Origin of the sequence: Mycobacterium sp. D16Q13 (genome assembly GCF_002013375.1) — a bacterium.
GTDB lineage: Bacteria > Actinomycetota > Actinomycetes > Mycobacteriales > Mycobacteriaceae > Mycobacterium.
Genome location: NZ_MAEW01000028.1, coordinates 1 through 13,042 on the forward strand (window position 1 = coordinate 1; position 13,042 = coordinate 13,042).

Below are 13,042 nucleotides of genomic sequence, written 5' to 3' on the forward strand. Positions count from 1 at the left end.
TGGAGCTGCTCCTTTGCGCTCTGAACGTTGACTTCACGGTAGAACACGTTCCAGTCTGTAAGCAATGAGAACGTGTTCTCCCCCCATGCACCACGTTTTGTCTGCGCTGATCGTGTGCTTCAATGGGGCTAGAGAGTGTCGTATCTCACTCGGCTCTCACTAGATGCTCTAACAAGATCGTCCCAGAATGACGCCCTGAAAGGCCATAGGAGTTCAACGTGGTGCACCCCAGCCTTCCCGCCGGATTCGACTTCACCGACCCGGAGATCTACGCAGAACGGCTCCCGATCGAGGAGCTCAAGGAGCTACGGAAGACGGCTCCCATTTGGTGGCAGGAGCAGCCCGACGGCATCGGCGGCTTCAACGACGGCGGGTATTGGGTCGTCTCCAAGCACAAGGATGTCAAGGAGGTGTCCCTGCGCAGCGATGTCTTCTCCAGCTGGGAGAACACCGCCATCCCGCGGTTCCAGGACGACATCACTCGCGAGGCCATCGAGCTGCAGCGCTATGTCATGCTCAACATGGACGCACCGCACCACACGCGGCTGCGCAAGATCATCTCCCGGGGCTTCACTCCGCGCGCGATTGGTCGGCTGCGCGACGAGCTGAACGAGCGCGCTCAACAGATCGCGAAGAACGCGGCGGCGAGTGGCACCGGTGACTTCGTGGAGCAGGTGTCCTGCGAGTTGCCACTGCAGGCCATCGCCGGTCTTCTCGGGGTGCCCATCGAAGACCGGGGCAAGCTTTTCAACTGGTCCAACGAGATGACTTCGTACGATGACCCCGAGTTCTCGCATATCGATCCGGCGGCGTCGTCGATGGAGATCCTGGCCTACTCGATGGAGATGGCGAAGCAGAAGTCCGAGAATCCCGGCGAGGACATCGTGACCACGCTCATCAACGCCGAGGTTGAGGGCGAGGGCAAGCTCTCCGATGACGAGTTCGGCTTCTTCGTGATCATGCTGGCGGTGGCCGGTAACGAGACCTCACGCAACTCGATCACCCAGGGCATGATGGCCTTCACCCAGTTCCCGGAGCAGTGGGAGCTGTACAAGAAGGAGCGCCCGGAGACGGCGGCCGACGAGATTGTCCGCTGGGCCACCCCCGTCACGTCGTTCCAGCGGACTGCCCTGGAAGACACCGAGCTCAGTGGCGTGCAGATCAAGAAGGGCCAGCGCGTCGTCATGATGTACCGTTCGGCCAACTTCGATGAAGATGTCTTCGAGGATCCGTTCAGCTTCAATGTCATGCGCAACCCCAACCCGCACATGGGGTTCGGTGGTAGCGGAGCGCATTTCTGCATCGGCGCCAACCTGGCCCGGCTGACCATCAACCTGATGTTCAACGCCATCGCCGATCACATGCCGAACCTGGCTCCGGCCGGCGATCCGAAGCGGTTGCAATCCGGTTGGCTCAACGGCATCAAGCACTGGCAGGTTGACTTCAACGGCGCCAGCGGCTGCCCGGTTCTGCAGTAGTTACTCAAAAGGACACGCACGCTATGGATTTTGCTTTCGCAGAGGAGCAGCAGGCTGTCTCCGATGTGGTTGAAGCGGTGCTCGCCGATCGTGAGTTCATCGGTGTAGTGCCCGCGGTCGGATACGACGACGGGTTGTGGCAGTCTCTGGCCACTAACGGTGTCCTGAGCCTCGCCCTGCCCGAACGGCTGGGTGGCGACGGACTGGGCCTGTCCGAGGTATCGGTGGCGCTGCGGGTACTCGGGAAGCACGGCGCTTTGACACCGGCCCTGGCGACGCTCGGATTCGGCGTGGTTCCCTTGGTGGAGCTGGCCTCTGAGGAGCAACAGGGCAGGTTCCTCGAGGGCGTCGGCTCCGGCGGAATCCTCACCGCGGCGCTGGACGAGCCCGGGTGCGCGTTACCCTCGTCGCCGTCGGTTTCCGCCGTGCGCGAGGGGTCCTCGCTGGTGTTGAACGGCCGCAAGATCGGCGTTCTGCATGCGGCCGAGGCAAATTGGATACTTGTCACCACCGACAATGGCGTCGTTGTGGTGGCACCCAACACTCCGGGTGTGACGATCGCCCGGACACCGACCGCCAGTAAGGCCGCCGAATACGCGGTGACATTCGCCGACGCGTCGGTGCCCGATTCGGATGTGTTAGCCGGATCTGTTGAGCGCGTGAACCAGCTTGCCCTCGCGGCGATAGGGTCCTACGCGGACGGATTGGTCTCCGGCGCCTTGCGTCTGACGGCCGATCATGTGTCGAACCGGGTGCAGTTCGGCAAGCCGTTGGCCACCTTCCAGGCGGTCTCGCAGCAACTGGCGGACGTGTACGTGGTTTCGCGGACATTGAACCTCGGTGTCACCTCTGCGGTGTGGCGTCTCTCGGCGGGTCGTGACGCGACTGAGGATTTGGACATCGTCGCGTTTTGGATGGCCTCGGAGGCTCAGCGAGTCATGCAGATCTGCCACCACCTCCATGGCGGTCTCGGCGTCGATATCACGTACCCGATGAACCGTTATTACTCGACGATCAAGGACCTGAGCCGCCTGGTCGGTGGGTCCTCCGAGCGCCTGGATGTTCTCGCCGCGGCGCAGGTTTAGGAGCCAGTGATGCTGATTGACCTCACGCCGGAACAGGCGAAGTTGCAAAGCGATCTGCGACAGTACTTCTCGAACCTCGTCACGGCCGATGAAACCCGCGGCATGATGGTCGACCGACACAGCTCGTCCTATGAGGCTGTGGTGCGCCGGATGGGCAAGGACGGCTGGCTCGGCGTCGGATGGCCGAAGGAGTACGGCGGACACGGATTCGGTCCGTTGGAACAGCAGATCTTCATGAACGAGGTCATACGCGCCGACGTGCCGATGCCGCTGGTGACGCTGCAGACCGTCGGTCCGACCCTGCAGAAGTACGGCACCGACGTGCAGAAGAAGAAGTTTCTGCCCGGAATCCTGGCAGGTGAAATCCATTTCGCCATCGGGTACACCGAACCGGAAGCCGGGACTGACTTGGCGTCCTTGCGTACCACCGCGGTACGAGACGGCGACCACTACATCGTCAACGGGCAGAAGATCTTCACCACCGGTGCGCATCAGGCCCAATACATCTGGCTGGCTTGCCGCACCGATCCAAGTGCCGCTAAGCACAAGGGCATCTCGATTCTGATCGTCGACACCAAGGATCCCGGCTACTCCTGGACGCCGATCATCACCAATGACGGTGCGCACCACACCAACGCCACCTACTACTCCGACGTACGGGTGCCGGTGGACATGCTAGTGGGCGAGGAGAACTTGGGCTGGAAGCTCATCACCACCCAGCTGAACCACGAGCGAGTGTCGCTTGGCCCATCCGGTCGGATCGCAGGCATGTACGACCGCGTCTACGAGTGGGCCTCCAAACCGGGGCCCGATGGTGTGGCGCCGCTGTCACATGAGGACGTGCGTCGAGTCCTGGGCGAGATGAAGGCCGTATGGCGGCTCAACGAGCTGCTCAACTGGCAGGTGGCCTCATCGGGCGACGACATCAGCATGGCTGACGCCGCTGCGACGAAAATTCTTGCCACCGAGTGGATTCAGAAGCTCGGCCGACTCGGCGAGGGTGCCGTGGGGCGCTATGGCGATCCCGCCGACGCGAACACCGCAGAGACGCTGGAATGGCTTGATGCACAGACCAAGCGCCACCTGGTGATCACGTTCGGTGGCGGCGTGAACGAGGTGATGCGCGAGATGGTGTCGACGGCAGGACTGGGCACGCCCAGGGTTCCGCGGTGATGAGCGACTTGCGCGAAGAACAGGTAGATATGAGCGTGGTGGATATCCAGGAAGGCTTCTCCAGGATCAAGGCCGCCGGCCCCAGCGCCCCGCGATTGGCGCGGGATCCGGTGAACCAGGCCATGATCAACAACTGGGTCGAAGCGATGGGCGATCGCAACCCCATCTATGTCGACGAGGAAGCTGCCCGCGGGGCCGGTCATCCCGGCATTGTCGCGCCGCCGGCCATGGCGCAGGTGTGGACTATGGCCGGGTTATATGGCGAGCGCTCCGGAGACGACCCGTTGGGCCGGGTCATGGAGCTCCTGGATTCGGCGGGCTACGAGTCGGTGGTCGCCACCAACTATGAGCAGATCTACCACCGTTATCTGCAGCTGGGCGAGCAGGTCACCACCACCAACGAGGTGACCGAAGTCTTCGGGCCGAAGCAGACGGCGCTCGGCGAGAGCTGGTTCATCAACATCCACGCCGAGTGGCATGTGGGCGATGAGCTGGTCAATGAAATGAACTGGCGCATCATGAAGTTCCGCCCGGGCGCTAAGAAGTCGGCCAACGTACCGGAGGATCTCGATCCGTCGAAACTGATGCGTCCGTCGTGGTCACGAGACAGCGCATACTTCTGGGAGGGCATCGCGGCGCACGAGCTGCGGCTACAGGAGCGTCCAGACGGTTCGTTGCAGCATCCGCCGGTGCCCGCGGTGTGGCAGGACAAGGACGCTGAGATCGTGTATCAGGTGGCCAGCGGTCGCGGCACGGTGTACAGCTACGTGGTGCATCACGCTCCTCAGGTGCCCGGTCGCACACTGCCTTTCGTTATCGCGCTGGTGGAGCTCGATGAGGGTGTTCGGATGCTGGGCGAGCTTCGAGGGGTGTCGCCCGACGATGTTCAGATCGGGTTGCCGGTTCAGGTGACGTATCTGGACTTTCCGGCCGAGGGCGAGAGCCCGGCGTGGACTCTGTACGCATGGGAGGCAGCGTGAGTATCGACGAGCAGCTCGCGCGGGGGGCGCAAGCAGAAGTCGGCGAGAAGCTGCCCGAACTGAAACTCGAAGGCACTCCGACGTTCATCGTGTCGACAGCGCTGGCGACGCGTGACTTCCAGGACGTGCATCACGATCGGGATCTGGCGCAGGCAAAGGGATCCAAGGACATCTTCATCAACATCCTGTCCGACACAGGTCTGGTCGAGCGGTTTGTCACCGACTGGGCCGGGCCTTCTGCGCGCGTGAAGTCGATTTCGTTGCGGCTGGGTGTGCCGTGGTACGCCTACGACACCACTGTGTTCACTGGTGAGGTAACCGCCGCCGAGGACGGCGTGGTGGAAGTGGATGTGGTGGGCAACAACAGCCTTGGTGCGCACGTCACTGCCAAGGTCAAGCTGACGATCGGAGCAAGCGCGTGAGCTTGTCGGGTAAGGCCCATATCGCCGGTATCGGCGCCACCGACTTCTCGAAGAAGTCGGGCCGATCCGAGCTGAGGCTGGCGGCCGAGGCGGTGCTCGATGCGCTCGACGATGCTGGTCTGGCACCGTCGGAAGTCGACGGTTTGGTGACCTTCACGATGGACTCCAATCTCGAGACTGCCGTTGCTCGTTCGACCGGTATCGGTGAGCTCAAGTTCTTCAGCCAGATCGGTTATGGCGGCGGGGCCGCTGCGGCGACGGTGCAGCAGGCCGCGTTGGCGGTTGCTGCCGGTGTCGCGGAAGTCGTTGTCGCATATCGCGCATTCAACGAGCGTTCCGAGTTCCGGTTCGGTCAGGTGATGACCGGGCTGAGCTCGACCGCCGACTCGCGAGGCGTGGAGTACAGCTGGTCGTACCCGCACGGGCTGAGCACGCCTGCGGCCTCGGTGGCGATGATCGCTCGCCGGTACATGCACGAATACGGCGCCACGAGTGCCGATTTCGGAGCGGTATCGGTGGCGGATCGTAAGCATGCGGCCACCAACCCAAAGGCCTTCTTCTACGGCAAGCCGATCACCATCGAGGACCACCAGAACTCGCGGATGATCGCAGATCCGGTGCGGCTGCTGGATTGCTGTCAGGAGAGCGATGGCGGGGTGGCGATCGTGGTGACCACGCCCGAGCGAGCGAAGGATCTCAAGAACCGGCCGGTGGTCATCGAGGCCGCGGCCCAGGGGTCCGGTGATGATCAGTTCACCATGTACTCGTACTACCGCGACGAGCTCGGACTGCCCGAGATGGGGCTGGTCGGTCGGCAGCTGTGGGGTCAATCAGGCCTGACTCCCAACGATATTCAGACCGCGATCCTGTATGACCACTTCACCCCGTACACGCTGCTGCAGCTCGAAGAGTTGGGCTTCTGCGGTAAGGGCGAAGCCAAGGATTTCATCGCCAATGGCGCCATCGAGCTGGGGGGCAAGCTGCCCATCAACACACATGGTGGTCAGCTCGGCGAGGCCTATATTCACGGTATGAACGGCATCGCCGAGGGTGTGCGTCAGCTACGCGGCACGTCGGTCAACCAGGTATCCAACGTTGAGCATGTCCTGGTCACCGCCGGCACGGGTGTGCCGACGTCCGGCCTCATCCTGGGGTAATCGACTCAGCTCAGGAATCTGGCTATGCCCTGGGCGATGGCGGCGGCCAGCCGGGCTTGGCCATCCGCGCTGGACAGCATCGCGGCGTCGTCGCTGTTTTTCATGTTTCCGCACTCGATGAGGATTGCCGGGTACTGCGCCAGGTTGAGCCCGGCAAGGTCGGAACGCCCATAGAGACCATCGTTTCCACGATAGGTCGACGGCTGGAATCCGGAGGCCTTTAACTGATCGCGCATGGTGCTGGCCAAGCGCAGCGACGGGCCGCCCTGCGCTTCGTTGATGGGCGGATTCGAGTAGTTGACGTGAAATCCCCGACCGTCCCGGGGGCCGCCATCGGCATGAATGCTGACAATCGCATCGGGTTTCAAGGAGTTGCCGGTCGCGGCCCGCTGGTCGATGCACGGTCCGAGTGCGTTGTCATTGCCGCGCGAGAGCGCGGTGCGCACACCGGCACCGGTAAGGGCCTGGCGGATGTGCAGCACCACGTTCCAGTTGAAGGTGTGTTCGGGAAAGCCCGCGTCGGTTGCGGTGCCGCTGGTCTGGCACTCCTTGGTACGCCCCCGGCCGTCACTGACCTGCCGGGTGATCGAGCCATCGTTGGCGCCGTTGTGGCCGGGATCGAGGAAGACGATCTTGCCCGCGATGGGAGATTGGGCATGAGCCAGGGCGGCGGTGGAGAGCATGGCAGGCATGCTCAACAGGACGGGCACGCTCGAGGCGTACTTGAGGACATCGCGTCGCGAGAGGCAGCGGGACCGCTTGGCGGGACCGCACGGGGAGGTCTGCACGCGGGAAAGCTATGCCCTGAACCTGGGGGACGGGACACGGACATGTGGCTTGGTTGAACTGTGACCGAGCCGAGACCGTATCGCAGTCACAGCTTTCTGACAGAAACCCCGGCGATGCTTGGCCGATGATCTATGGGGAGGCCTCCACCACGGCGGGCGTGCTGACCCGTCTGCGCGCGGACCTCGCCGAGACCTTTCGTCCGCCACGGCGATGGCTCGAGGGATTGGGCCTGAACCTCGCGCTGGCGATCGCGTACCTGATCATCTGGCAGCCAATCGCCGAACACGGACGCAAGCGCGACTGGGCGCTGCTTGTCGGCACCTACTTCGCCATGTTCATCTTTGCCGATGTGTCCGTGACCAACATGCTCGGTCTGGATGCCGATCGAGTCAGGCACGGACTGCGAGGTCATCGGTCGCTGCTCCATGTCTTGCTGGTCAAGAACATCGCACTGTTTCTCGTCGCCGGGCTACCGACACTCGTGCTGACGGCCTTTCTGACCATCCACCGGCTGCAGGCAACCCAAACCGCGATCACCGTGCCCGATGTCGCCGTGCACATCGTCAGCTGGCTGGGCCTGGGCAATGTGGTGTCGGTGCTGCTGCCCATGGTCGCCCGGCCGCTGCGGGAACGGTGGCGGCAACGGGGCGACCTGTTGGTCACCGCGCGATGGCTCCTTTATCTGGCCCTGCCGTACGGCGTCTACTACCTCGTAGCGCCCGTGGGAGGTATTCCACGGGCCATATTCGGGCGCAACGTATTCCACGCTATGCCGCTTACCGAGCGGTCCCTCATGGAGCTCGGATTGGGTATCGCGGTCTGGAGCATTGGCACCGCGCTTGCACTGGGTGTGAACCGCTACCGCGGGATACGGTGGTACTAGCCGGTCGGGCTACTTGTAGGTGAGCTCCACGTCGGCGAGTGCCGGGGCGTCCTCACGCTCGGCGACGACGGCAGAGATCAGCAGCCTGCCGTCTTCCTTCCAGATGCGGGTCTTGAGCGTCTCGCCGGGGAACACCACACCCGCGAACTTCGCGGCGTACGAGGTCACCCGCGAGGCATCTCCGTCGAGAGCGGCGTCCACCGCTGCCTTGCACACCACGCCGTAGCTGCACAGTCCGTGCAGGATCGGACGGGGGAATCCTGCCGCCGCGGCGAACGCGGGGTCGGAGTGCAGCGGATTGCGGTCTCCGCAGAGCCGGTACAGCAGCGCCTGCTGCGGCAGGATGTGCGTCGAGACTTCGAGATCGGCGGGACGGGACGGAGCCTCTCCCGCCGAGGACGGTCCACGCTCGCCGCCGAAGCCGCCCTCGCCGCGTGCGAAGATCGACCGGCGGATCGTCCAGAGAGGCCCCTGATCATCGGAAGTGGTTGTCTCCGTGACGATGACAGCAGCCTTGCCCTTGTCCCAGATCTCCACGATCTTGCCCTCGGAACGGGCAGAGCCCGACGGCGGCAACGGCCGGTGCGCGGTCACCTGCTCGGTACCGTGCAGGATCTTGGCCAGGTCGATTTCGATACCCGGGAACGACACCTTGGGCGGCTCGACCGCGTGGAAACCGGAGGCCACGGTCGCGAACGTCGGCAACACCTGCGGGGTCTTGTCCTGCAGGTAGCGCAGTTCGGTCTCGCTTACTGGATCGGAACCAGCTCCGATCGCCAGGTGATACAGCTGCACATCGGAGGCGGTCCACGAGAATTCGGCGGGCTCGACGGCAGCACCCAGGGCGATATCAACGTTGATAGGCATGACCCCGACCCTACTTTCCGGCGATATCGAGCGCCGCGAGGTAACCCCACGTCATGGCGGGGCCAATGGTGGCGCCGGGGCCGGCGTAGGTGTGACCCATTACCGGGGTGCTGACATTGCCTGCGGCGTAAAGACCCTCGATGATGCTGTTGTCGTCGCGCAGCACCCGGCCCTGCACGTCGGTGCGTACGCCACCCTTGGTGCCCAGGTCGCCAGGCACCATCTTCGCCGCGTAGAAGGGGCCCTTCTTGAGCTCGCCCAGATTTGGGTTCGGCTTGTTGGTGGGGTCGCCGTAGTAGCGGTCGTAGGCACTCTTACCGCGGCCGAAGTCCTCGTCGGTGCCACTGCGGGCAAAGCCGTTGAACCGTTCGACAGTCTGGACCAACGCGTCCACGGGCAGATTTGTCAGTTCCGCCAACCCCTCGATGGTGTCAGCCTTGACGATGACGCCCGACTCGATCCATTTACTCGGAATCTTTTGTCCCGGCTGCAATCCGGCGAAGATGTACCGATTGCGGTATTCCTGGTCGAAGAGCAGCCATGCGGGCAGGTTTTCGCCCGGGCCCGGGCCCTGACCGTATTCGCCGCCGTACATGCGATGGGTGGCCTCCACGTAGGGCAGTGACTCGTTCATGAATCGCTTACCGGACGCGTTGACGATGATCGACCCGGGGGAGTTGCGCTCGGACAGCGCGAACCACGGCCGGCCCACCAGTGGAACAGTTGGGCCCCACCATGAGTCCTCCATGAACTCCAGTGCAGCGCCCAGTTTTTCGGCTGCCAGGATGCCGTCGCCGGTATTGGCCCTGGCGCCGACGGTCCAGTCGGCGGTGATGGGGGCACGCTGGTACTTCACGCGCATCTGCTCGTTGTGCTCGAATCCACCGGAGGCCAGGATGACGCCCTTACGCGCCTTGATGACCGTCGGCTCGGAAGCCTCCGCGGCGCCCGTCTCACGTACGTAGACGCCCTTGACGCTGCCGTTCTCGATGTACAGATCGGTCAGCGCGGTGTTGAGCTTCACCGGAACCCCGGCGTCGCGCAGGCCGATACGCAGCGCCGCCGACAGCGCCCGTCCCATGCCGACGAGCTTCTTGCCGGTGCCCTGCGCCCAGAAGGTGCGCACGCCCACACGCAGGCTGCGCAGCACACCCCGCGGGTGGCGCTTGAGCTGGTTCAGCCGTACGTAATCTTGTTGGCGGACGACGACATTCAGTGGAACCTTGCCGTACGGTGGCTCCAGGTTGGGCAGCTCGTCGCCCAGCTTCTTGGCGTCGAACGGCTTGGGCTCCACCGAGCGGCCGGCCGAGCGTCCGCCCGGAGCCTCGGGGTAATAGTCGGAGTAGTTGGGCACCCAGTCGAGCTTCAGTGGAGAGTTCGCCAGCACGAACGAGAGCATTTCCGGACCGCGATCCAGGTAGGTGTCGATCTTCTCGCGGGGGACGACGTCGCCGATGATGTTGTAGAGGTACTCGCGGGCCGCCTCCGGGGTGTCGGTCTGGCGGGCCTTCTTGAGCACTTCGTTGTTGGGGATCCAGACGCCGCCGCCGGAACGGGCGGTCGATCCGCCGAAGTGGGGGGCCTTCTCGATCAGCACGGTGCTCAGGCCGTTGTGTGCCGCGGTGAGCGCCGCGACCATGCCGGCGCCACCACTTCCGACGACGACGACGTCGTACTCCTGCTCAGTCATGTAGAACACGTTATAGAATTGAGGCGGCCCGGCGCTACCGGCGCTGGCCTGTGGTTTCACCGCCCGGACACTTTGATGTTGCGGTGAAAACAGAAACTTGTTGCTGTTTTGGCTATATGACGGTGAGGGAGGCCCAGTGCCGGGTGATGTCGAGGTGCCTTCCCCGGATGTCATCATCGTCGGCTACGGGGTGGCGGGAGCGTCGGCGGCGCTGGCCGCGCTGGAGCGCGGGGCATCCGTGGCGATCCTGGAGCGATTCGACGGTGGTGGAGCTTCGGCCATTTCAGGGGGCATTTACTATGCCGGCGGTGGCACCAACATCCAGCGCGACGCGGGCGTCGAGGACACCCCGGAGCTGATGCTGGAGTATCTGCGGCTTGAGGTCGGGGACGCGGTGAAACCGGAGACGCTGCAGAAATTTGTGGACGGCAGCGTCGCCACCCTGGATTGGCTGCAAGGTTACGGAGTTCCGTTCGAAGGTTCGCTGGCTCCGTTCAAGACTTCGTACCCCACTAACGACTACTACCTCTACTTTTCCGGCAGCGAATCCTCTGGCATGGCGCGGGCTGCTACCGCACCCCGTCAGCGGGGGCATCGAGCGTTCGGTCGGGGCGTATCCGGTAAGGCGTTGTTCGCTCCGTTGGCGGCCTCCGCGGAGCGTTTGGGCGCCGACGTGTGGCGGCAGACCCGGGTCACCGGGCTGATCGTCGAGGACGGTCGTGTCGTTGGGGTGCGCGGGGTGACACTGAAGGACGCGCCGACGTGGGTGCGGCGCGCGTACTCGCGGCTCACGCACTATGCGACCAAGCCGGGTATTTACTATCCGCCGATGCGAAAAGCGTTGGAGGGGCCCGCCTATGCGTTGGAGCGCCGGTTCGCCAAGCCGTATGAGATCCGCGCCAACGACGGAGTGGTGTTGTCTTCCGGTGGATTCATCGCCAATCGCGAGCTGGTCGAGCGGTATGCCCCGGCCTACCGGGACGGGTTGCAGCTGGGCACTGCCGGTGACGACGGCACCGCGTTGAAGCTCGCGGAACCGTTGGATGCGGCCACGGGGCACCTCGATGAGATCTCGGCGTGGCGTTTTATCGTGCCGCCGGCCGCGTTCCTCGGCTCGTTGTTGGTGGATGCCAAGGGCCAGAGGATGGTTGACGAATCGCGATATGGTGCCGCGCTCGGTAAGGCGATTGTGCAGAAGGCCGGAGGGGTTGGATATCTGGTAGCGGACAAGGCGTTGGTGAAGCGGGCCCGTCAGCAGCTGGGTTCGCAGACGCTGTGGTTCCAGCGAATACAAGCAGAAGCGTTTCTCAATGTAGGGCGCAAGAAGGCCGGATCCATCGAGGCGTTGGCGGCCAAGGCGGGTATAGATCCAGAGCTGTTGGCGCGCACCGTGTCCGAACACAATCGCGCCATCGCGGACGGCACCCCCGACCCGTTCGGGAAGCCGGACGACATCCGAGTCCCCATTGAGCAGGGCCCGTTCTATCTGTTCAACGTGTCGATCAAGACCAACATGCTGAATCCGTGTCCGATGCTCACTCTTGGCGGGCTGGTCGTCGACGAGGAGACTGGTGCCGTGCAGACCACATCGGGCGCGGCGATTCCGGGGCTTTATGCCGCCGGACGAGCGGCGGTGGGTATCTGCTCCAATTCGTATGTGAGCGGATTGTCCCTGGCCGACTGCGTCTTCTCCGGACGCCGGGCCGGGACCGAGACTGGGAGACACATAGATGCTTAGTTCCGACGTTCGCGAGGCCATCGCCGCAGATCTGGCAGAGGCTGAGCGCACCCGGGTGGCCATCGCGCCGCCCACCGACACCTACCCGGATTTCGGTGTGGTCGACGCCTACGAGATCCAGCTGATGAATATTCGCTCCCGCCTAGCGGACGGAGCCAAGGTCGTGGGGCACAAGGTGGGCCTATCGTCCGAGGCGATGCAGAAGATGATGGGTGTCCACGAGCCGGATTATGGGCACTTGTTGGCCGATATGGAGCTGTTCGAGGATGTCGCGGCCTCCGCGTCCAAGTTCCTGTTCCCGCGGGTGGAGGTGGAGGTCGGATTCATCCTGGCCGCCGACCTGCCGGGTGAGGACTGCACCGAGGATGATGTGCTGGCGGCCACGGCGGCATACGTGCCATCGATCGAAGTGGTGGATAGCCGGATCACCAACTGGCAGATCAAGATCTGCGACACCATCGCCGATAACGCGTCCTCGGCCGGGTTTGTCATTGGCAAGCAACGTGTTTCGCCGAAGGACATCGACATCAAGTCGATCGACGCGGTGCTGACCTGCAACGGCGAGAAGTTGGCCGAGGGCAGAAGCGATGCGGTGCTGGGTAATCCGGTGACCTCGGTGGCATGGCTGGCACGCAAGGTGGCCTCGTTCGGGGTTCGCCTGCGGGCCGGCGATGTGGTGCTGCCGGGTTCGTGCACACGAGCGTTTGACGCGCATCCGGGGGATGAGTTTTTGGCCGAGTTCGCCGGACTTGGTTCGGTCCGACTGGCTTTCGAGTAGAG

At 63.7% G+C, this 13,042-nt stretch carries 12 protein-coding genes; 9 read left to right on the forward strand and 3 right to left on the reverse strand.

All coding sequences use genetic code 11. The annotated features are described in order from the left end of the window. Positions 1-218 precede the first annotated feature (218 nt). From B4400_RS23520 to ltp2, 6 genes are read left to right on the forward strand one after another with little or no spacing between them, the layout of a single operon-like run. Entirely contained in the window at positions 219-1,478 is a 1,260-nt protein-coding gene (locus B4400_RS23520; RefSeq protein WP_078313059.1) for a cytochrome P450, read from the forward strand. A gap of 23 nt (positions 1,479-1,501) precedes the next feature. Continuing rightward, entirely contained in the window at positions 1,502-2,563 is a 1,062-nt protein-coding gene (locus tag B4400_RS23525) for an acyl-CoA dehydrogenase family protein (RefSeq protein WP_078313060.1), read from the forward strand. Between the two features lie 9 nt (positions 2,564-2,572). Beyond that, positions 2,573-3,736 carry an acyl-CoA dehydrogenase FadE29 gene (fadE29, locus tag B4400_RS23530; RefSeq protein WP_078313061.1) on the forward strand — a complete coding sequence of 388 codons (1,164 nt, stop codon included), beginning with the start codon at positions 2,573-2,575 and terminating at the stop codon, positions 3,734-3,736. Positions 3,737-3,771: 35 nt separating this feature from the next. Continuing rightward, complete coding sequence (locus B4400_RS23535; protein ID WP_286142476.1) at positions 3,772-4,716, forward strand: bifunctional MaoC family dehydratase N-terminal/OB-fold nucleic acid binding domain-containing protein; 945 nt, start codon at positions 3,772-3,774, stop codon at positions 4,714-4,716. Continuing rightward, the gene (locus tag B4400_RS23540) at positions 4,701-5,138 is read left to right on the forward strand and encodes a MaoC family dehydratase (protein WP_078313062.1); all 438 of its coding nucleotides are present in this window, start codon (positions 4,701-4,703) and stop codon (positions 5,136-5,138) included. Before B4400_RS23535 ends, B4400_RS23540 begins: the two co-directional genes overlap by 16 nt. 2 nt (positions 5,139-5,140) lie before the next feature. After that, positions 5,141-6,295 carry a 17-hydroxy-3-oxo-4-pregnene-20-carboxyl-CoA lyase gene (gene ltp2, locus B4400_RS23545; RefSeq protein WP_170915089.1) on the forward strand — a complete coding sequence of 385 codons (1,155 nt, stop codon included), beginning with the start codon at positions 5,141-5,143 and terminating at the stop codon, positions 6,293-6,295. 5 nt (positions 6,296-6,300) lie between these two features. Here the strand turns inward: ltp2 and B4400_RS23550 are convergent, their stop codons facing one another. Then, entirely contained in the window at positions 6,301-6,987 is a 687-nt protein-coding gene (locus B4400_RS23550; protein WP_078313095.1) for an Rv3717 family N-acetylmuramoyl-L-alanine amidase, read from the reverse strand. Positions 6,988-7,208: 221 nt separating this feature from the next. On the opposite strand from B4400_RS23550, the gene B4400_RS23555 reads away from it, so the two are divergent. After that, positions 7,209-7,967, forward strand: coding sequence for a hypothetical protein (locus tag B4400_RS23555; protein WP_078313064.1), 759 nt, complete (start codon positions 7,209-7,211; stop codon positions 7,965-7,967). A 9-nt stretch (positions 7,968-7,976) separates the two neighbouring features. On the opposite strand, the gene chsH3 is transcribed toward B4400_RS23555, so the two are convergent. Together chsH3 and kstD are read right to left on the reverse strand one after the other, a co-directional pair. Then, positions 7,977-8,834 (reverse strand): enoyl-CoA hydratase ChsH3, encoded by an 858-nt coding sequence (gene chsH3, locus B4400_RS23560; protein WP_078313065.1) that lies wholly within the window; start codon positions 8,832-8,834, stop codon positions 7,977-7,979. Between the two features lie 10 nt (positions 8,835-8,844). Beyond that, the gene (kstD, locus tag B4400_RS23565; protein WP_078313096.1) at positions 8,845-10,524 is read right to left on the reverse strand and encodes a 3-oxosteroid 1-dehydrogenase; all 1,680 of its coding nucleotides are present in this window, start codon (positions 10,522-10,524) and stop codon (positions 8,845-8,847) included. Positions 10,525-10,621: 97 nt separating this feature from the next. Between kstD and B4400_RS23570 the strand changes: the two genes are divergently transcribed. Together B4400_RS23570 and B4400_RS23575 are read left to right on the forward strand one after the other, a co-directional pair. Then, positions 10,622-12,262, forward strand: a complete 1,641-nt coding sequence (locus B4400_RS23570; RefSeq protein ID WP_078313066.1) for an FAD-binding protein — start codon at positions 10,622-10,624, stop codon at positions 12,260-12,262. Further along, on the forward strand, positions 12,255-13,040 hold the full coding sequence (locus B4400_RS23575; protein ID WP_078313067.1) for a 2-keto-4-pentenoate hydratase: 786 nt from the start codon (positions 12,255-12,257) through the stop codon (positions 13,038-13,040). Before B4400_RS23570 ends, B4400_RS23575 begins: the two co-directional genes overlap by 8 nt. Positions 13,041-13,042: the final 2 nt, after the last annotated feature.